General features: G+C 58.8%; 14 protein-coding genes and 8 pseudogenes. 9 read left to right on the top strand and 13 right to left on the bottom strand.

The annotated features are described in order from the left end of the window. Nucleotides 1–52: 52 nt before the first annotated feature. The 5 genes and pseudogenes from tnpC (NKH78_RS25995) to tnpC (NKH78_RS26015) all read left to right on the top strand — a co-directional run. Nucleotides 53–868: pseudogene (gene tnpC, locus NKH78_RS25995) on the top strand (IS66 family transposase); the annotation flags it as partial. A 2-nt stretch (nucleotides 869–870) separates the two neighbouring features. Then, nucleotides 871–1,104: a hypothetical protein gene (locus NKH78_RS26000; RefSeq protein ID WP_352884666.1), complete on the top strand. Its 234-nt coding sequence runs from the start codon at nucleotides 871–873 to the stop codon at nucleotides 1,102–1,104. A 222-nt stretch (nucleotides 1,105–1,326) separates the two neighbouring features. Beyond that, the gene (tnpA, locus tag NKH78_RS26005) at nucleotides 1,327–1,701 is read left to right on the top strand and encodes an IS66-like element accessory protein TnpA (RefSeq protein WP_352648906.1); all 375 of its coding nucleotides are present in this window, start codon (nucleotides 1,327–1,329) and stop codon (nucleotides 1,699–1,701) included. After that, complete coding sequence (gene tnpB / locus NKH78_RS26010; RefSeq protein WP_023778341.1) at nucleotides 1,698–2,045, top strand: IS66 family insertion sequence element accessory protein TnpB; 348 nt, start codon at nucleotides 1,698–1,700, stop codon at nucleotides 2,043–2,045. Before tnpA ends, tnpB begins: the two co-directional genes overlap by 4 nt. A gap of 62 nt (nucleotides 2,046–2,107) precedes the next feature. Then, a pseudogene (gene tnpC, locus NKH78_RS26015) lies at nucleotides 2,108–3,172 on the top strand (IS66 family transposase); the annotation flags it as partial. Between the two features lie 86 nt (nucleotides 3,173–3,258). On the opposite strand, the gene NKH78_RS26020 reads toward tnpC (NKH78_RS26015), so the two are convergent. The 3 genes from NKH78_RS26020 to NKH78_RS26030 are packed head-to-tail and all read right to left on the bottom strand — an operon-like array spanning nucleotide 3,259 to nucleotide 6,310. Beyond that, a complete protein-coding gene (locus tag NKH78_RS26020) occupies nucleotides 3,259–4,272 on the bottom strand; it encodes a site-specific integrase (RefSeq protein ID WP_352884667.1) in 1,014 nt (337 codons plus the stop codon). Then, on the bottom strand, nucleotides 4,269–5,240 hold the full coding sequence (locus NKH78_RS26025) for a tyrosine-type recombinase/integrase (RefSeq protein ID WP_352884668.1): 972 nt from the start codon (nucleotides 5,238–5,240) through the stop codon (nucleotides 4,269–4,271). The genes NKH78_RS26020 and NKH78_RS26025 overlap by 4 nt, the downstream gene beginning before the upstream one ends. Continuing rightward, nucleotides 5,237–6,310, bottom strand: a complete 1,074-nt coding sequence (locus tag NKH78_RS26030) for a site-specific integrase (RefSeq protein ID WP_352884669.1) — start codon at nucleotides 6,308–6,310, stop codon at nucleotides 5,237–5,239. The genes NKH78_RS26025 and NKH78_RS26030 overlap by 4 nt, the downstream gene beginning before the upstream one ends. Before the next feature lie 970 nt (nucleotides 6,311–7,280). On the opposite strand from NKH78_RS26030, the pseudogene tnpC (NKH78_RS26035) reads away from it, so the two are divergent. Next, nucleotides 7,281–7,837 (top strand): annotated as a pseudogene (tnpC, locus tag NKH78_RS26035) (IS66 family transposase); the annotation flags it as partial. After that, the gene (locus NKH78_RS26040) at nucleotides 7,837–8,133 is read left to right on the top strand and encodes a hypothetical protein (protein WP_352503320.1); all 297 of its coding nucleotides are present in this window, start codon (nucleotides 7,837–7,839) and stop codon (nucleotides 8,131–8,133) included. The pseudogene tnpC (NKH78_RS26035) and the gene NKH78_RS26040, both read left to right, overlap by 1 nt. Nucleotides 8,134–8,178: 45 nt before the next feature. Here the strand turns inward: NKH78_RS26040 and NKH78_RS26045 are convergent, their stop codons facing one another. Beyond that, complete coding sequence (locus NKH78_RS26045; RefSeq protein WP_352884670.1) at nucleotides 8,179–10,812, bottom strand: hypothetical protein; 2,634 nt, start codon at nucleotides 10,810–10,812, stop codon at nucleotides 8,179–8,181. A gap of 555 nt (nucleotides 10,813–11,367) precedes the next feature. Here NKH78_RS26045 and NKH78_RS26050 point away from each other — a divergent pair. Next, nucleotides 11,368–11,481, top strand: a pseudogene (locus tag NKH78_RS26050) (IS5/IS1182 family transposase); the annotation flags it as partial. A gap of 53 nt (nucleotides 11,482–11,534) precedes the next feature. Here NKH78_RS26050 and NKH78_RS26055 read toward each other — a convergent pair. Both NKH78_RS26055 and NKH78_RS26060 read right to left on the bottom strand, forming a co-directional pair. Beyond that, the gene (locus NKH78_RS26055) at nucleotides 11,535–11,975 is read right to left on the bottom strand and encodes a hypothetical protein (protein ID WP_352884671.1); all 441 of its coding nucleotides are present in this window, start codon (nucleotides 11,973–11,975) and stop codon (nucleotides 11,535–11,537) included. A 13-nt stretch (nucleotides 11,976–11,988) separates the two neighbouring features. Next, nucleotides 11,989–13,431, bottom strand: coding sequence for a GMC oxidoreductase (locus NKH78_RS26060; RefSeq protein WP_352884673.1), 1,443 nt, complete (start codon nucleotides 13,429–13,431; stop codon nucleotides 11,989–11,991). A 456-nt stretch (nucleotides 13,432–13,887) separates the two neighbouring features. Between NKH78_RS26060 and NKH78_RS26065 the strand changes: the two are divergent. Next, nucleotides 13,888–14,558, top strand: a pseudogene (locus tag NKH78_RS26065) (IS6 family transposase). A 221-nt stretch (nucleotides 14,559–14,779) separates the two neighbouring features. Here NKH78_RS26065 and NKH78_RS26070 read toward each other — a convergent pair. From NKH78_RS26070 to NKH78_RS26095, 7 genes and pseudogenes are all read right to left on the bottom strand, one after another. Continuing rightward, nucleotides 14,780–15,931, bottom strand: a complete 1,152-nt coding sequence (locus NKH78_RS26070; protein WP_352884674.1) for an acetate--CoA ligase family protein — start codon at nucleotides 15,929–15,931, stop codon at nucleotides 14,780–14,782. Between the two features lie 39 nt (nucleotides 15,932–15,970). Continuing rightward, nucleotides 15,971–16,144, bottom strand: a complete 174-nt coding sequence (locus NKH78_RS26075; protein ID WP_352884705.1) for a hypothetical protein — start codon at nucleotides 16,142–16,144, stop codon at nucleotides 15,971–15,973. Between the two features lie 206 nt (nucleotides 16,145–16,350). After that, nucleotides 16,351–16,722 (bottom strand): annotated as a pseudogene (locus tag NKH78_RS26080) (transposase); the annotation flags it as partial. A gap of 25 nt (nucleotides 16,723–16,747) precedes the next feature. Then, nucleotides 16,748–18,811, bottom strand: coding sequence for a recombinase family protein (locus tag NKH78_RS26085; protein WP_352884675.1), 2,064 nt, complete (start codon nucleotides 18,809–18,811; stop codon nucleotides 16,748–16,750). Next, nucleotides 18,795–18,968, bottom strand: coding sequence for a hypothetical protein (locus tag NKH78_RS26090; protein ID WP_352884677.1), 174 nt, complete (start codon nucleotides 18,966–18,968; stop codon nucleotides 18,795–18,797). The genes NKH78_RS26085 and NKH78_RS26090 overlap by 17 nt, the downstream gene beginning before the upstream one ends. Nucleotides 18,969–19,047: 79 nt before the next feature. Further along, nucleotides 19,048–19,281: pseudogene (locus tag NKH78_RS32705) on the bottom strand (DUF5372 family protein); the annotation flags it as partial. After that, nucleotides 19,268–19,946: pseudogene (locus tag NKH78_RS26095) on the bottom strand (IS110 family RNA-guided transposase); the annotation flags it as partial. The pseudogenes NKH78_RS26095 and NKH78_RS32705, both read right to left, overlap by 14 nt. Between the last annotated feature and the right edge of the window lie 19 nt (nucleotides 19,947–19,965).

The following is a 19,965-nucleotide window of genomic DNA, read 5'->3' on the forward strand; positions in this document are numbered from 1 at the left end:
TCCCGGTGAGCTGCGCATAATCATCGGGTGCGCATAATCGCGCTTATGTAGATTTCTACATAAGCGCGATGACCGACCGTTCGGCGGTGTCGATCCGCCGGCGGTCGTGTTCTACTATTCGCGCGATCGCCGAGGCGAACATCCCGCGGCGCATCTCGCCGGCTGGAGCGGCATTCTGCAGGCCGATGCCTATGGTGGTTATGGCGATCTCTATACGGCGGCCCGTCAGCCAGCGCCTATTCTGGAAGCCAGCTGTTGGGCTCACAGCCGGCGCAAAGTGTTCGAGCTAGCCGATATCGAGGCGGCGGCGCGCAAGAAGGCGCACGGCGAGAAGCCCAACCTGGTCTATCCGCTCGCGGTTGAAGCCGTGAAGCGCATCGATGCCCTGTTCGATATCGAGCGCGAGATCAACGGCCTGTCGCCGGCCCAACGCCACGCCGTGCGCCAGGAGCGGAGCCTGCCGCTGGTCGCGGAGCTCGAGACCTGGATGATCGAGACGCGCGACAAGCTCTCGCGCGGACATGATCTGACCAAGGCCTTCAACTACATGCTGCGCCGCTGGTCATCCTTCGCCCGGTTCCTCGACGACGGGCGGATCTGCCTATCGAACAATGCAGCCGAGCGAGCCCTGCGCGGCATCGCTCTCGGCAGAAAGTCCTGGCTGTTCTGCGGTTCCGATCGCGGCGGACAGCGCGCTGCCGTTCTCTACAGCCTGATCGTCAGCGCCAAGATGAACGATATCGACCCTCAGGCCTGGCTCGCCGATATCCTGGCGCGCATCGCAGCCCACCCAGCCCATCGGATCGATGATTTGCTGCCGTGGAATTGGAGATCCGCACAACTGCGGACCCAATCAGCGGCGGCCTGATCATGCAGCGCAATAAGGTGCATCACGTCTACACCGTTGAACGTGTCGCCAGGGACCTCGGCGTCAGCGAAGCGCTCATCCAGGACCTGACGCTCGGTCTCGAGCCCGAGGACGGCGTCATCTGGGTCTACGGCGCCAACGATGACGACGGGATCTTGGCCTTCACCGATGAAGGCATCGAGGAGGTCGAACTCCTCCTCGAAGAATATCATCGCGTCTCCCCATCAAAAACTTGACCCGGCACCGCGGTGCTCAGGTCCTCATGGCCGCCGGATACACGTCTGCGGTCTTCACCGGATGGGTACATCGTCGCCGCCGCGCACTCGCTATCCTCCAAATCCCTTCGGAGCCAGTGAATCGTAACCGCCCGATTGTCACCGCCTGCCTGACATCGTCGTGATGGCCTATGACACGTGTTTAACGACGTCGTTTGCGACGTGTCTTGTGCGAGGTTTGCGATGCGTGTCGAGATTCTTGGTGCTGAACGGCGTCGTCGCTGGGGTGATAAGAAGAAGCTCGACATCGTCATGTCGGTTGGAATTGACGGGGCGACTGTGACTGAGGTTGCCGAGCGGCATGATGTGACACGGCAGCAGATTTACACTTGGCGGCGAGAGCTGAGGAGGAAGGGGCTCCTGTTGCCGTCGGCGGGTCCCATGTTCCTTCCCGTGGACATGCCCGTGGCGCGGAGCGAACCCTGTATGGGCAAAGGCACCGACAGATTGTCAGCGCTGGTCGAATTGCAACTATGCTGTGGGCGGAACCTGCGCTTTGACAGAGAGATCGATACCGCCACTCTGACTCGGCTTATCCAGGCGGTTGAGACAGCATGATCGGACCGGGAACTGGGGTTCGGGTGTACCTTGCCTGCGGGTTCACGGACATGCGCAAAGGGATCGAGGGTTTGGCTGCACTGACGCAGGATGTGTTGCGCCAGAAGCCGACGGGAGGCGCGGTCTTCGCCTTTCGGGGAAGGCGTGGCGACCGTTTGAAGCTTCTTTATTTTGATGGCCAGGGGTTCTGTCTTTATTACAAGGTCTTGCAGAAGGGCCGCTTTCCGTGGCCGTCGGCGGCCGACGGGACGGCCCGGCTGACGTCAGCGCAAATGGCGATGTTGTGGGAAGGAATTGACTGGCGACGCCCCAATTGGGGGGCGCCGCCGGCGCGTGTCGGGTGATTTATCTCTCTGAATCCAATGGTGTTTATGGCTACTCGCCCTGACTTATGGTAGTCAGGTGCATGCCGAATGTCGCCGAAAATCTTCCAGACGATCCTGCCTTTCTGAAGGCGATGATCGCCGCCTTGCAGGCGGAAAATGCGAAGATGTCGGCGACGTTGCAGGCGCATGACCAGTTGATCCAGGCCTTGCGGCTGCGCATTGCCCGGCTGAAGAAACAGGTCTTCGGCAAGTCTTCGGAAAAAGTCGAGCGGGAAATCCAGCAGCTGGAACTGGCGCTGGAGGATCTTTTGATCGCCGCGGCGGAGAGCAATGCCGGGCCAATCAATGAGGCCGACGAGGCAGCGTCTGTCGCGTCTATGACGAACGCGCCCGAAAGGATCACGCGCCGGCGTCCGCGCGTGTCGCACAAGGCAGTTCGCGAGCGCAGGGAGCTCGATCCCGGCGCCTGCTGCCCCGCCTGTGGCGGTGAACTACGTCTTGTGGGCGAAGACACAAGCGAAATCCTCGACATGATCGCCGCGCAGATGAAGGTCATCGAGGTCGCTCGGTTGAAGAAATCCTGCCGCTGCTGCGAAAAGATGGTGCAGTTGCCCGCGCCCAGCCGTCCGATACCAGGCAGCATGGCGGGCGCCTGCCTTCTGGCTTACATCCTGGTCTCGAAGTTCGACGATCACCTGCCATTGTATCGCCTGAACGAAATCTTCGCCCGCATGGGTGCCGACATCCCCGACAGTACGTTGGTCGACTGGTGCGGTCGCGCCATGCAGGTGCTTCAGCCCCTGATCGAGCGGATCGGAACCGTGATCATGGCCAGCGACCTTCTTCATGCCGACGATACCCCGATCCGGGTGCTGGATCGCTCCATGCAGGACAAAGGGCTGGGGAAAGGCGTAAAGAAAGGCAGGATCTGGACATATGTCCGCGATCAACGCCCATGGGCGGGCGGCGCTCCGCCTGGCGCGGTCTACTACTTTGCTCCGGACTGAAAGGAAGACCACGTCCTCCGCCATCTGAGGCAGACAAGCGGCATCCTCCAAGCTGACGGCTACAAAGGCTACGGCAAGCTTTATGAGCCTGGAGCCGATGGAACATCCCGCTTCCGAGAAGCGGCATGCTGGGCGCATTATCCAGGGCGAAGTTTTATCTGGAGTTCTGCCGCTCAGAAGCTGGGTTCTGGCGAAAAAGCCGGCGGGGGTTTGTCGACATAAAATCAGAGCGACTGGAGGAAAGAAAGCAGGTCTGGCTTCGGCTTCCATGGTTTGGTCTCGACGGGCTCGAGATCGGCATGTTTCCAGAAGGTCTGCAGCGCATCACGCTTCATCTTCAGGTTGATGGCTAAGTAGCGGCTCGTGGTCGCAATGCTGGCGTGGCCGAGATAGTCACGGATTACGGTCACGTCAGTGCCCGACTGCAGCAGCGCGGCGGCACAACTGTGACGAAAAACGTGCGGCGTAACACGATCACGTACCAGGGTCGGCCGATCCTGGGCTGCTGCTGAGACGTGCTTGGTCAGAATGTAGGCCACTCCGTCGCGGGTCAGGGGCTGACCGTGACGGTTGACGAAAACATGCCGCTGATCCTCAGCTGTCATGCCGTGCAGGCGGCGCAGTGCATCGGCCGTTTGTGACCATATCGGCACGAGCCGTTCCTTGCGACCCTTGCCCCGAAGACGAACCTGCCGTGGTGGCATCAGTTGCAGATCACTCCATAGCAGGCCGGTCACCTCGCTGACCCGTGCGCCGCAATTGTAGAGAAAAACCAGCAGCGTATAGTCGCGCCAGCCTTGGCGGGTCCGTCGATCGGGGGCCTCGATGATGGCCCGAATATCGGGAGCTTCGAGGTAATGGCCAGGTCGAAGTCGCGCCCGCTTCGATGGCAGCGCCAGCACCTGTGTATAACGGAGCGCATGGTCAAGGTCGTTGCGCAAAAGGTGCTTGAAAAAGCTGCGCAGCGCGGCACGGCGGCAGTTGCGTGTGGCAGCGGAATTGGACCTTGTGGTCTCGAGATGATCCAGAAACGCAGCGATCATATTGGCGTCGAGGTCGTCCAGCCTGAGCGCGGCGATCTCGCGGTTCTGACGCTGGGCCGCGAACAACAGCAGCAGCTTGAGCGTATCGCGATAGGCGCGGATCGTATGCGGGCTCGCGCCGCGCTGACGGGGCAGATAGGTGGTGAAGAAGGATTCGACGAGGGCGAAGAGCGCCTGTGACGGGGCCTGGCTCATCGGGGTTGGCGCGCGCATCGCAGATGCTGTTCGAACCGGGTACTGGCCAACTCCAGCAGTTGTGGTGTCGCCTTCAGGTAGACCTCGGTGCCAAGGAGGCTCTGATGGCCCAGATAGGCTGACAGCATGGGCAACTTGGCGTGTATATCGACGCCTTCCTGTGCCCACATCGTGAGGCGGTGGACCGCGAAGGCATGACGGAACTCGTAGGGTCGCGCGCCAACCCGTCCTTGTGCGGGTTTGATACCTAGGCGACGAAGAATCTGGCGGATAGCATCGGAAGCGGAAGCAATCGTAAGAGGCGCGCCGTTGCGGCGAACGAACAGGGCTTCAGGATCCGCGCAGTGCCGGCCGATGAGTATCTGACGCCGATCGTCGATGTAGCGCCGCAACTCTCCGACAAGGTCATCCTGCATGGGCACGATGCGCGTGCGCCGCTTGCTGTCGTGGATCGTTAAAGTGCCGCGTTCGAGATCGACATCGGTCATCTTGAGGCGTGCGGCTTCTCCGAGCCGCAGGCCAGTGCAATAAAGCACAAGAATAAGCCTGCGCAGCATTGAGGCCCATATGAAGTGCCCCTGGTGCACCGAGGCGGCAGCGAGGATTCGGCGGATCTCTTCCTGGCTGAAAATATAGGGGAAGAAAATCGACTCCTTCACTGGCGCCCAGCTATGCTCAGGCACATAGCTGGTCGAATCGCGTCGCCGACGGAACAGGCAGAGCTGCCGAATGACGCCGAACTCGTTGGCAAGCGTGACGGCCTTGCGGCCGGGGTGCCGCCCACACCAGCGCTGGATAGCCTCCGCCAGAGGGATGGGGTCTTCTTCGCCCCAATGCTGCCGGACAAAGCGGAGGAAACGGTCGATCTCGAAGGCGCCACGCATATACGGATGGCCCATGGCGCGTTTGAACCGCAGAAAGCTCTCCGCGTCGCGCTCCAGCTCGGAAAGGGTGACGATGGTGGTCATGCCGGCACCGGCAATGCGACATCACGCAACGTCTCCGTTGCGATCCGCACATAGGCAGAGAGCGACTCTGGATCGCGATGCCCGAGAAGCTCGGATACCACACGCGGCGGCGTGCCGAGATCGATCTGGCGTGCCGCGTGGGAATGGCGCAGAACGTGGCTACCGAGGAACGTGCCCGAAATCCCGGCGGCCCTCGCATGCTTTGCGATGATGTGGCGTATCGCGCTTGAAGCGGCAAAGGGGCCGAACGGCACCTTCATCTGCACGAACAGATGACGGGTCGGCGTGCCGCTGGGCCGTCCATCGCGCAGATAATGCGCCACCGCCTTGGCCACGGCCGGCAGGAGTGGCAGGGTGAAGGCTGCCCCCGTCTTTGGCCGGACGACCGACAGTGTGCCGGCTTCCCAATCGATGTCGTCGAACCGCAAGCGGATAGCTTCACCCGCTCCAAGGCCGTAGGTGCTCATCATCAACAGGAGCGCGTAGTCGCGTAGACCCATTGGTGTCGACCGATCCACCGCCTTCAGCAGCCGCTGCACATTCTCCCAGGCGAGCGCCCGCCGCGGTCGCTCAAGGCGCGGCTGCACCGGCGCGATCACGGCTTCGCTGAGATCGACGGGAATGCGCCCGCTCCAATGCAGAAAACGCAGGAAACAGCGAATACTGCACGCAACATCGCTGACGTGCGACCGGGAATATCGTTGAGCGTAAGAGACAAGAAAAGCGTCGACATCAGTCAAGCCTATCGACAGCCAGCCTTCACCGGCCTGTATCAGGTGCCCCTGAAATTTGCCGATGTGCTGCAACTTCTTGTGCACGGTCACCTGCGGGTTGCCCCGATGCCGGAGCAGGTAGTCGGCGTACTCGGTAAGCAAAGGCGTTGCCGGCGGCTTTGCTGGCCGCGGCGACCGCCAATCGGGAGGCGCCAACCCCATGCAATGATAGACCCGGTTGAGCGACTGCAGAGCACTCCGGAAAAGGCCCAGCGACCGCGGATCGAGATTCTGCCGCCGCGCATACCAGCCTATGAAGCGATTTGCGCGTTCGAGGGTGAGCTCTTCGCGCTCCATCAGTTCGTGTTCGGCGCAATAGGTGCGAAACCACTTGATCCTTTGCATGTAGACCAGCGCCGCGCCGGGGCTCAGGCGGCGGTCGGCGCGCCAGACGCGGTAGATATGGGTTCGGTCTGCATGGGGATCCTATCACCTTGGCCGAACCAGCGTACCTGGCCGCGATAATGCGGTCAGGCCCCACTTCGTGTTGGCGACAACCACCTCGTACCCGAGAATCCGCGTCCCGCATCACGCCGGCCAACCAGCGCGTCGACCAGGCGCCACCAAGCGATACCCGAGCGAAACCCAGGGGAGCGGGAATACAGTTCAGCGCCGATAATGGCAGGGCGCGGCGCAGCTTGGGCAGGATCGGTGTGTCATCTCCGATCGCAGCGCTCTCCAGTACATCCGGCGCTAACAATGGTGTCACCCACTTCACGGCTGTCATCGACCGGCGCACCGCTATGACCCGACGGCGAAGCCAGCGCATCGCTCCCGGCAGGTCGACCTCCGGTCCGCGGAGTACATCCGCGGCTGCTTCCAGGCTTCTTGTCGATGCCGTCACCGCGATGGCGCGCTCGATCGTTGCAAGCAGCCCAGGGAGGTGGGCAGCGAGGAAATCTGGCAATAGGCTGAACGTCATCCGCCCTTGCGGGCAATACCAGCGAGCGACGCGCACGCCAGGGCTGGTCAGCCGCGTATAGCTGCCGTGGCGTCGAAGCGAACAGCCGCCGTGCGGGTGAAGCGGGCAGCACGGTAGACATGCATGGCGCCACTCCTGGGCGGCGACATAATCCTCCATGGTCGACGAAGTACGTAGCGGTATCTGCAAGCCCGTCCCCTCGCTCGCCAGCGCCCAACGATTTTGCCGCAGCTTTTATCCGGATACTGGCACCCCTGAACTTCTCCCAAATGCAGCATACTCCGCCAAAGACTCCAGATAAAACTTCGCCCTGGATAATGGGCTTTATCTGTTGCACAAGATAAGGCGCATTGGCGACGCGACTTCCATGATATCTGGACCTCGAACAAATCCGAGATCGCACGCGAGGCTCTCGACCGTATCGGTGCGCTTTATGACATCGAGCACGGCATTGCGGGTCAGCCTGCCGATGCCCGCCTTGCCGCACGTCAGAAGCATAGCAAACCAAAGATCGGGGCATTCCGTGTCTGGATCGAAACGCAACTGACCCGCATTCCGGGCAAGAGCGATTTGGCAAAAGCCTTCCGTTATGGCCTGAGCCGCTGGCCATCATTGTGCCTGTTCCTCGAAGACGGCCGCGTCGCCATGGACAACAATGCCGCCGAGCGAGCCCTGCGCCCGATTGGAATCGGAAGAAAAAACTGGCTATTTGCCGGCGCCGAGACCGGCGCGGAGACCCTGGCTCGCGCCATGACAATCATCGAGACGGCCAAGATGAACGGCATCGATCCGCAGGCATATCTCGCAGACGTGCTCGACCGCATCACAAGATCAATCGCCTCGACGAGTTGCTTCCCTGGAATTGGTCACCTGTCACCGCCATCTCCGCCGAGGCTGCCTGATGGCAACGGTGACCCATGTGTTCAGCATCGACTACGTCGCCAAATTGCTCGATGAAGATGCCGAACTCCTTCAGGCGATCGTCAGCAATGATGACAACCTGAGCTACGGCAGCATCATCAGCGTCTACACCGGACCGGACGAGGCAATAACTTCGCTTACCCGCGACGGAATGGAAGAGCTGGAGCAAATGCTTACCCATGCGCGCCGCACCGCTGACGAATGGAATGACTTCCTCGAAGCCTTCGTCGATGACCAGGAACTCATCGCTCGCATCAAAGCGAAATCTCCGCGGTAACAACCGGGCGGTTACCGTGAATCACCACTGCGCCGGCATGAATTCTCATCCTTGCGAGGCGCCTGGCCCCCGCGGCGTATCAAACTCCCTCGAAACCAGTGGGCGAAAGATCATATGATAGTAATGAGGCGTTTTGAACTGTTGCAAATCAACGGGATGGATTGTCGCTACACTTGCCTGTGACAGGCACCGGTAAATCTCTCCCTCCCGATTGATTTCTTCCAGATCGAGAGAGCTCGACACATTCCTATACACGCTTCCTGCATTATTCAAAAGTTGTATATCTTCGATTTGCAACCACTCGTAGTGCTCCCCCAAGAGCATCTTAACACTGGTGCCGCTTACATATGGCAGCATAACGGAGAAATATCCGTCATGCAGATGGTGTGCTCTAAGTAAGAAGACCTTGGTCTCGTGTGCCCTCCATATCGAGACTTTTAGAGGCGAAAAACGCACATTCATATCTTCTGGGCCTAGATCAAGTTTAAATCGTCTGTTGACTATAGCGCTAAATGTGAAGTCAAGGCCCAGACAGCGTGTTTCAAATGCACCCAACCGATAAGGTGAGGCAAGGCGCCTCACATTCCTCAAAGCATTTTCTAGACGATGGATTGTCTTCTTGCGACATATTCCCCTAAAGTTGTCGTTCTGGAAGAAGTCCGTGAAATATTCCAATTCCGCTTCCATAGGCATGTAGACAGAACGGAATAGGGCCGCATGGGCGGCCCGCTGCAAAATCGAATACTCGTGCGTCAAACCAGCCTTGGTAAAAAATGTCCTTGCATCATTGATGAACCGAACGCATTCCGCTTGAATAATGGCGACCTTGTCGTACTGCTTCTCATTTAGGTCGATCTCCGCAAGAACTGGCTCTCCGGCCAAATTATAGTCCACAACCGCTCCTTCCTTGACAGTGCAGCATTGCTCAAATAGATCGAAATTCCACCAGGGTGTCGTAATGAGTGCTTTGCTGTTCGCCGTACGGTAAGGTTCGTCGGAGGAGACCACATAGCGACCCAGTATGTCTACTTTCAACTCTTCTTTGAAGGTGCGGATCAAATATTCCTGCGTTGTGCCGTTATAGCCTGTGTCTGCCAAAACAATGGTATCACCTTCTTCCCACTCCAATTCCTTGGACATATAGCGCATCAAGCGCGTACGCAAAGCAGATGAGTTCTTGAATATCAATTCCAACACATCGTCGTCGCGCAGCAGCTGAAGGAACGCCGTTTGTGGATCGGCAGATTGATGGGCGATCCGTATTAACAATTCAGTCACTTCAGGCGGAAGCAAAAGCTGTTTTGCAGTGGAATGAAAATCGTCAAATTCTGGCTTGATCCCGCTGATGTAATAATCGACATCGGCACGGGTTTTGAAAGATGCCGCAATAGCAACGAATGCTCGGAGTCGTACCAGTTTGCCGACGGGCTTGCGGGCATAGGCTTCACACGCAGCGGAAAGAAGATAAGCATCACGCAAAAGGAAGAAGACTTTTACCCGCTTGCCCTGCTGCTGTAGTGCCTCCACCTCGTCCATAAGAAAACGAGCATAGGCGTATAGAACCGGGCCAAACGACATATAGCCGATCATCGTCTCAGGCGCGTACGGCTGCAGGTTTCCAACGGCAAAAATTGGCCGAAATGGACTATAGCATGGCAGAACAACTGCTTCAGGCGCTGCCTGATCGAGTACAATCAATGAAGATGCCGCGTGCTGTAGGCGCAAGAGGTCTGCAGCCTCATGATCAAACGGCAGAAAATGCAGCGCACGTACGCCCAATTTCCGCGGCACTTGGGCATCGGCTACATCATTATCTCCGATGTGAAGTAGTTGCGATGCAGACACGCCACACTCTTTGATTACAATCTGAAAAAGACCATGGCTCTTCGACGTTCCATAATCGACAGAGCAGTAGATCTTGCTTATCGCCTGCATAACGTCTGCAGGCAAATGTCGAGCCAAGAGGCGCCTTAACTCGTCTTCGCGCAAATACGTATCGCTCACGATGATAATTGTGATACCACGGGTGCGCGCCAGCCTGATCAGTTCTACGTACGGTGAGAATGCAAAGCAAACATTCATTTCGGTCCGAATTTCCGCCTCGGCCAATAGCTCCCGGTCCTCACCAGAAAGCGATGTGAAAGACCGATAAATATCACCGATATCGATCTCCGTGGATCCGTTTTCTAACGGCTTCGCTCGATAGGCACGCGCAGCAGCGCTAATGCGTTGGTGAGGAGTCATCCCTAACCTTCGCGCGACGGGATTATCGGCCAGCACGGTGAAAACGTCTCTAGGTGTCGCTGTCTTGCGCCATAGCAACGTATCGAAACAATCAAGTGAGAGTACCTTTACGGAATCCCCAAAGTCGTCCAGAATATTGGGGATATCGTGGCCCTTTATTTGCGCCTTACGGTGCGTATCACGCATGTCGCTCCAGAGCAGGCGATCCTCCGGTTTTTGCCATTGGGTGGTCTTTTCTGTTGGACCGCGCCCGTGTGGAAACATCGCATCAGGGTGATGGATAAACTGATAGGCGTCGTCTTCGGGCAGACGCGGCACGATCTCGCCATAAACGTCAGGATCAAACATATGTTCCATACGGAATTGTTCGTGAGGCAGCGGATCAATATCGGCTTGCTTTATCTTGCCGGCCAAGCGCTCCAGTATGTTCTGCATATATTTCTCCTTTAGAGTTGTTTTCTCACGCAAGGCAATTTTTTCTAGCTGAGAACTTCTCACTTGTGGTCCACTCTTGGGTCTAGGCCCACTGCATCGCGAAAGTGTCGAGGTTAGCGGCAACCGCTTTCGCTACGGAGCTTCCAACGAGCCGGCATTAGAAATGTCCTGAACTGGTTGGGGGACGTGGGTTTCAAAACCAGGGTCTGCTGCGGAGCAGAACTCCGCTGTCCTACCGCTAGACGATTCCGTTTACCCCTGCTCTTGCAGAAACGTAATTCGGCTAACGTCAATATATACGACTATTTGGTGACATACTGCATCTGATCAAACTGTATATGACCAAACCTTTGGAAGAAGACTATCACTTTATAGATGTTCTCGTCAACGCGGCAGCGGGAGTGCGATTGTCCTGCCAAGTATTTGAATATGTTGATAACAGCCGCGTGTGTACGTACGTTGGGTTTGTGATGTTTTGATAGAGAAATGTTAAGTTGATGCAGGTTTATGATAAGCGTCAGCTCCATCTGACGCGGTATGAGGTAACTGGCGAGAGACCGGCCGATCAGCCGATCACGCGGCGGACGCGCCACTAAGATCCACGCCCTGACCGACGGCCCGTGGCGGCCCGTCGCCTTTATGCTCACGGGCGGCCAGGTCGCGGACTGCAACCGCCTATGGCGGTTACCCTTCAAACCCCCAGCTCTGCTGTGGGTTATTGGCTATTTCGATATATTCGCAAATGGGTTCGCGCATGGTTGCGGGCCCGTGAAACGGATGGGATCGCCTGGTGATTGACGCCAGGCATAGTCAGTCAAAAGGTGGAAGTCCGCGAGCAGCCAGCGCTCGAAATGCTCCAGCCGCTGCGCACGGTCGCCGGGTAGGATGGGACGGGCAGCGGATGCAAGCCTGAGCTTCTCCATAAGCGCGGAAACGGCCGCTAAGTTTTCGGTCGGAAAGGTCGTCGGACGCTGGGCGCGGAACTCCTGGGTGAACGACCGGAGTTCGTTCTCAGCCATGTTCAGGGGCCCAAGATAGCGCTCAAGTACCATGCGGACCAAGTCCTCGTGGGCGAAGGAGCGCACCGAAGCGTAAGCGAGAGCAATAGAGGCCACTCCAGCCCCCAAAAGCCCAAGCACTACGCGTCTCGAAATCGTGATCATGCCGGATCCCTCCTCACGCGATGTGGCTCGCTGCCCTGAGAGAGAGGGCGGCAGCAGTCAGGCTGGGATTGGCGCACGAACAACTCGGATAGGTGCTGCTACCCACGACGACGAGATTCCTCAGTTTATGGTGGATCATGTTCCGGTCGACGACAGAATCCGTGACATCCCTGCCCATTCGCAGCGTCCCTTGAACATGCGATTCGGTTTTCGCTTGCCCTCGGTCGAATATCTCCTGCACCGGCAGTGGCCGAAGCAGCTCACCGAGCCGCTGCTTGGCCTGCGCCATGCCCTTCACGGCATAATCGGAAGGCCCCGCGTAAACGACGTGGGCGTTCTCGTTCTCGTCGAGCGTGACATGGTTCTCCGGCTTGAGGAGGTCTTCAGTCACGACTCTCAGCGGCAGCGTCTGCCGGAGCCGTCCCGGTTCGGGACGCATCCCGTACGACCACTGGTTCTCGAAATAGACAAGTGCGGCGGCGTAGTTCGACCGGTGTGGTCCGTCGTACAGGCCGAAATTCAGCCCGGTTGTGATCGTCGAGCCGTCGAAATTGTTGATCCCATCGAGATAGGCCTCGAAATTCCAACCAAAGCCTTCGTGCAATCCACGTCCTACCCACTCGCCGTCGAGATCCGATCGCAGCACTATCGCCGGACTCTGAATGGCGTTCGCCCCCAGGACGAACAGATCCGCCGTGACCCGAAACCCCTTGTCCTCATTCACGAATGTAACCGACTGAACAGATCCGCCGGCGTACTCCAGCCGGCGCACCTCTGAATTAAGGCACACCGCAACATCGGGAGGTTCGAAGAGATGCATGAAGCCGTTATTGGCGGTGAATTTCGCGTCGACTGGACACAGCCAGCACCGGAAGGAGGCGCAGCAGGCGGAGCGCTGTTCCGTCGCGATGCGTGCGCGCGCAGCCGGCATAACGAAATGCTGGCCGGGCTGCGCCGCTTTCATCATCCGGTCCGGCGCCGACATGCGATGAGGCGGCTGAGGGAAAGGCCTCGAACGCGGCATGACCGCGGCCATGTCGGGATCGCCGGAAATCGACATGATCGCCTCGGCCGTGCAGTAAAAAGGCTCCAGATCGTCATAGCTGACCGGCCAATCGAGACCGATCCCGTAGAGGCTTTTCAGCCTGAAATCATTTGGATGAAAGCGCGGCGTCTGCGCAAACCAGCAGTTCGTTCCGCCCCCCAGGCCGATGGTGTAGACCCACGGCTTGCTGGAGTTGCTGGAATAGGTACGGTCAACCTGGACGTTGCTGTTTGAGCCGTGCTCAAGTTGCCAATCATGGGTGTTGTGGCGCCCCCATTCGAGGACGAGAACGCGCGCTTTTCTTCTCCTGGAGAACTCGTGCAAGAAGAAGGCTGAACCGAAGCCGGAGCCGATCAAGACAAGATCATAGTGCTCGCCGGCGACCTGTTGGGCTCGGATGTCAAGTACCATTTATGGCCTCTTCGGCCGCTGACCCCTGCAGCTGACGCCGATGACGGTGCGATCGGGATACCTGCAGATCAGCGAGACAATTTCAATGTTGCATCGCACTGTTACGCACCGCAAAATGAGTTTGCCACTACCACGTTGGGTAGTTAGGCAACACTTCTTGCCGCGACCTCTCCAGTCTTCAAAAATCGTGCCGATTGCCAAAAAATGAGATCTGAACTTCCTTTCCTCGTTATTTCAATAGGTTACGCGAACGGCTTGGTTCTGGCAGGTGGTTGATGTTGTCATAAACACGACAAATCGGCAGATGCACTCCGGCGGAGCGGAGTTGCTGAAACTGGCGGAGGCAGAAGTGTCCGGCTCATTTCGGGGGGCAGGCTAGTGGAAGGGGCTGTGTTGCAAAGTTTTGGTAACTGGTCGCGTGGGAGGAACCTTGCGTCAATTTTCGCGAGGTTCGAGATGTTCAAAGGCCTCAGTTCGATCAGTCCGTCATCTTGTTGTGCGTGCGCTGGTATCTGGCCTACAATCTGAGCCTGCGCGACTTGAAAGAAATGATGGCCGAACGCGGCATCGGCGTCGATCATTCGACGATCCATCGCTGGGTCATTCATTTCGCGCCGCGGTTGCTGGAACGCTTTCAACCGCCGCAAGCGTGCCGTCACCGGCAAATGGCATGTCGGCGAAACCTACATCAAGGTTCGCGGTGAGTGGACGTTCTCTACCGCGCCATCGACGGTGTCGGCGACACGGTCGACTTCTGCATCAGCGCGCATCGCGACCTGCTGGCGGCCAAGCGCTACTTTAGGAAAGCCCTGGACCGCCATGGCCGGCCCGATTGCATCGTCATCGACGGCAGCCAGACCAATCACGAAGCCATCACTTCCTGCGACGCGGCAAATCGATTGCAGGATCGTTCCCGGCGCTGGCTGAACCGATCCGATCAGGAAAAGTCGATACTTGAACAACAGGATCGAGCAGGACCACCGGCGCATCAAACGCCGTGTGCGGCCGATGCTGGGCTTCAAGTCGCCGGCCACCGCCAGCTTCACATGATGCGCAAGCGACGGGCAAGATACGCGTTCAATCCAAATCCCTCCCTGGCCGAGCAGTTCGCTATACTGGCGGCATGACAGCGGCCGGTCTCGACCACCTTCACGACGCAGAAAAAACTTTGCGACACAACCCGAAATCTTTCGTCCCATCCCAGGCCAACCGCTCCGCAGCACAAATTCGAACCCATCGACGCCAAGCCATGGCCGCGTGGGAAGCCGTGAGTGCACGTCGAGCGTAGGCATGCGGCTCGGCATTGCCTCGCGATGAGAGGCAACCCCGAGCCCGGGAGCCAGACGGCTCAGCGCAGGACCATCACCGCGTCCACCGCAACGGCCGCATCCTCAGTGACGATCACCGGGTTGAGGTCCGCCTCGGCGATCCGCTTGGCGTTTGCCTCGGCAAGGGCGGATACCGAACACAGCATGTCGATCAGTTTATCCTTCGCCATTAAGGGACGCCCGCGGTAGCCCGAGAGAATACCCTTCGGGTCCACCTTGTCGATCATCCGTTCTGCGATTTCGCGGCTGAGGGGGACAGCCTCCAATGCAATGTTGTCGGAGGTTTCCGCGTAGATTCCACCCCTGGCGAGCAGGATCGCGGACCCGAACCCGTGATCATTGTTGATCCCAATGATGAACTCCTCGCCGGAGATCTGTCGCGGCAGAAGGAAACCGTGGATCTCGGGGTTTCGGCTCAGCATCTCTCGCGCAGCCGATTCGACTGCAGCAGAATTCGGCAGCTTGAGCTTAACCAGACCGAGTTCTGGATTGTGAAGGCAATTCTCGATCAGTCCCTTCAGGACGACTGGAAAGACAAATCCCTCGGATGCTCTTCCGGCCTCATCGGTCAAGACGAAGCGCTGATCGACGACAGGAACCTTGTAGCGAGACAGCACCTCGAAAAGCAGCTCGTCGGAAACGGGCCGGGCTGGCAACGTCGAAAGTACCTGATCTTCAGGCGGTTTCGAGCTCAGTGGGCCATCCTCTCGTGTTGCGGCATGCTTGCTGAGCACCGAAAGCGTGCGAACAGCTTGGCCCAAGTCGGCTATCACGTTGTTGCCCCGGAGTGTCTCCACGGCCCCATGCATAGCCACGCCGGCTTGCCACGCCGTTATGTGAGGCTTGCCGCTTGTAGCGGCCACGTCGATCAACTTTTCGACGATCGTTTCTGGGTTCAGGAAGAGCGTCTCGGCATACAGCGTCGCACCGACGTCCTGATCGCATGCCAGGGTCTTGAGGCAGTAGGCCACGTCGTCGGCCTCGAGACCAGGAACGCCCCGGGCGGCTGCGTCAACAGGATTGGTCGGGCTTGGATGCGCGCCCTGCTCGCGTATTTTCTGGCGAGTTGCTTCGGACAGTTGCGACAGTTGCACGTTTGCATCCCTGAGCGCATCCGCAACAACCGCAGTAAATCCGCCGCTCGATGAAACTGCGCCGACCTTGCCCCGCAATGTTCCAAAGCGCGCGGCGATTTCGGCAGGAGCCAGAGGTCATCGATATCGTCTAACCTGCTGGATGTCGCGGCGCCCCGTGATCCTGCCGCTGTGGGACATTGCAGCCTGCATTCCCTCAGCCGACTTTCCTGGCTTCAGCAGCAGCACGGGCTTGCCGCTTGCCTTTGCCCTGCGTGTGAATCGGCCCTTTAATTGCGGGTGATTGTCAATCCGAGTTTCGCTCTGTCATCGCCGGGGTCATGGTCCTTTCCGAGGTCGAATGCCTCATGATGATGTTCGGGTTGGGCGCCTCAACGTGTGCAACGAAGTTCGAAGTCGACGTCAGCCGATTCAACGAGGTCACCACAACCACGGTCCCGGCGGGGACATCACGGGTTTCGGAAGCGGACCCGCGATTGGGATCGAGCGCGGATCTGTCACGCCATCTTTTCGCCGCCCCACTCAAAGCTGGTGCCGTCAACCCAGAGGCAGTGGAGCAGAACCGCGATCTTGCGAGCAACCGCCACTTTCGCCTTTTTCATGCCGATCCGCTTCGACAGGCGAACGCCCCACGCCTTCAGCGTCGACCATTCCTTTTTCCGGTGCATGAGGACGCTGGCCGCTTCGTATAAATAGGTCCGCAACAGCCGATCTCCCCAGCGTGAGACACGGCCGTTGACATCTGTTTCCCCAGATTGTTTTCGCCGCGGTGTCAGACCAAGGTAGGCGCCGACGTCACTGGCCGAGGAAAAGCACGAAGGATCATCGATCGTGTGGCGGTAGGTCAACGCCGTCACGACGCCTGGTCCCACATCATAACCCCATCTCGCTACGTCATTGAAAGGCAAAGGTCTTTTGATCCAGATTTGATGAAGGCGGCCCGTTGGGGCACGTGTCGGCGTGCTCGATCAGATGCGACTGTTCGATATCCCGTCGTTTGATAACCCAAGGTGCGCCTTTGCAATATTGCTCGGCGGGAATGATGCCGGCGGCAATCTGGCGAAGGACCGTCGCGGAGCTCAGATTGAGCATCCCGGCGGCTTCAGTCAACGTGACTTCGCCGCGCTCGGCCCATTCGCCATCCCTGTAGACCGCGATGCCGTGCGTGTTGCGGAAGCCCCGCACACGCGACTGTGACCATCCATTCGATCGACATGTTCGCTTTCCTGCCCGGTTGAGTAGTCCGGCAATGGCCTTGTCGGGCATCAGTCGCGCGCAGGCGCGGATCAACTCTACAGTCTCCGGCTCGACCGACCACCGCGTTTGACCCCGCCGGTTCTTTCTCACCGTCAGGCGGGTATGATCGCCGCCCTGCCAATGCAACAGCAAATGAATCTGGTCACCCTCGACGTGTGCCACGACCTCGCGCAACACGACCCGGATGATGCGCTTACGCGTGACGGCAGTGGCCGCCGGATGATGCCAGGCGGCCTCCAGTTCGGCCCCCATTTGCAATAGGCGCTGGCGCTCCTCGGCGCTCAAAGCGGCCGGCCGCTGTCGGACCAGGGCCTCCAGTTCTTCCTCGAGTGCGCGTACGGCCGCGAGGGCGCCGTTCCACCGGCGCTCGAGTTCGTGAGCAACCAGACGATTCTCGGGGTCGACCGTGTCATACTGTCGGCGCGCCCTGGTGGCCTCATATCGCGCCTGTTCGAGCGCCAACTCGATCTGGCGCTGTTTTTCGCCAGACTGATGCTCGCGCTGCGCGATCGCCTGGATGGCCGCTTCAACGCCGAGCGGCTGCAGCAACCGCACGATCTCGGCTCCCACCGCCTCGTCGACCCGTAATGCGCCAAACGAGATACAGGGATCACCTTCCGGATTGCTCCGGGTCGCATCACACTTATAGCGGCCGACATCACCCTTGGCGCCATTATAGCCAACAAGCAGCCGGCGGCCGCATTGACCGCAGCGCAATAGACCGGCGAGCAAAGCCTCGCCCTTGCGCACCGGCCCGCGCACCATCATGCCCTTGCCGTTGGCATTGTCAGCGATCAGCCGTTGGTTCCTTTCAAAGTCTGCCCAGGACAAATAGCCTTCGTGATGATCAACGAGCAAGACTGCCCAATCTGAGCGATCTTTGCGTCGGCCGCGCACGATTCGCTTGCGGCCATTCTCGATTATCGTCCGACTTCCGGTTCGGCCAAAGGCGTAAGCACCGGCATAAACAGGATTGGTGAGAAGGTTGCTCACCGTCGTGTAGACCGGAAGCTTCCACAGCACCTGCTGCTGTCCCGAGATCCTGGGGTTGATGTACGGAAGCGCGATCTGGTCACTGCGAAGCGATAAGAACACCTGACGGATGCTTTGCATTTCGGCAAAGCGGGTGAAGACCAAGCCAATCGCCTCGCGCAGGTCGGGATCCATTTCGATCTTGTCAGGCCCCATTTTCACATAGCCGACGGCGACCGTGAAGAAGAGCTCCCCCCGGCGTGCCTTCTGCTTCAGGGCTTCCATCGAACGGGCCCGCAGGAGCGACAGTTCGAGCTCGCTCATTGTCCCTTTCATGCCCAGCAATAACCGATCGTTTGGATGGTGGGGTTCGTAGATTCCATCCTCATCGACGATTACCGCGCCAACCAGGCCGCAAAATTCGATCAGCGTGTGCCAGTCGCGTCCGTTGCGCGCCAAGCGCGACACTTCGATTGCGAACACAGCACCGACACGGCCTTCACAGATCGCTGACAGCAGCTTCTCGAAGCCCGGACGACTGACGCCCGAACCCGAGCGGCCAAGGTCGTCATCGATGACTGTCACATCCGTCCAGCCAAGAGCACGGGCGCGCTCGGCAAGGCCATATTGACGCCGCCGGCTCTCATGATTGTTGGCAAGCTGGTCGACGGTCGATTGGCGGATGTAGATGAAGGCGCCGCGCGCTAGGTGGTCAGACGTGATCTTCATCGCCGGCCTCCGTCGCTGCGGCGACGCTCAGTGCTTCCGACAGCAGCGCGCTTACCAGTGGCACCAGCTTCGTCCGTTCGGGCGTTGCTATCGGCACCGGTGGGGGCTTGCGCACGAAGAGATCCAATTGGCGGTAACAGGATTGACGATGCTTCATGCTTGTCTCCTCCTTCGCGACGGGAATCGTCGCGCAGCAAGCTTAGACAGGCATCGAGCTCCAGACGAAGTTCACGCAGATACGTCAGTGGCAGACGGGGACGCTCCGTCAACATCATCGCTTCCGCCCGATCTTCCGTCATCCAGATTGGCAACTGCACCAACGTGCCGTCAGGCTTGCGGATGATCAGAGCGACCTCGTCACCATGGCGATTGCGTCCGGCAACAGCAACCGTTTCCCCGTAACGGGGATGAAATCGGTAACGGATAATCGTCTCGCCCGACTGATAGCGGGCATTATGAAGTTGTTGCACCGACGCCAGGAACCGTCATAAGCCGGCGCGTGGTGTCATCCTCACGAGCAAGGCGTCGTATACCTGCCGGTCCAGCTTTTCCTGTTCCCTGCAGGCCTGTTCATGGACGGTCAGAAGCGGCTCGATCACGGATCGAAGCTGATGCCCGTCGACAACCAACGCCACCGACCTTTCGCCGAAACGCACCGATTGAGCGACTGAACTGCAAGCCCGTACTCTTTCAGCATTGACCGGACTTGGTTCTCGAGATCGCGGCGGATGGCGATAAGTCGCGATCGCGCCACCAGGAGGGATCGGGTTGCCTGGCTCTCTGTGCTTTTGACCTTGACCTCCCGATACCAGCCGACGCGAACCAGCTCGGCCAGGCCGCGGGCATCGTTCTCATCACTTTTGTTCATTCGAACAGAAAGTGCCGCCTTCGCATGTCGAGCATCAATGCAGACAACCGGCATTCCGACCCGTTTAAGCTCATGCCAGAGCCAGCTGGACATGGCGCCCGTCTCGAATCCGATGCGCTCGGCGTGAGGTGCGCGTTTGCGGAGCAACTCGGTCAGTGCTCCCGGATCGGACTTCACTTTTCCTTGGAAGACAGACCTTCCAGCATCATCGACGACGCAAACACTGGTCTCTCGCTGCGACACATCCAATCCGACATATTGCTTCACTGCGGCCTCCTCGATCTCA

The organism is Mesorhizobium sp. M0910 (assembly GCF_040319465.1).
Lineage (GTDB): Bacteria > Pseudomonadota > Alphaproteobacteria > Rhizobiales > Rhizobiaceae > Mesorhizobium.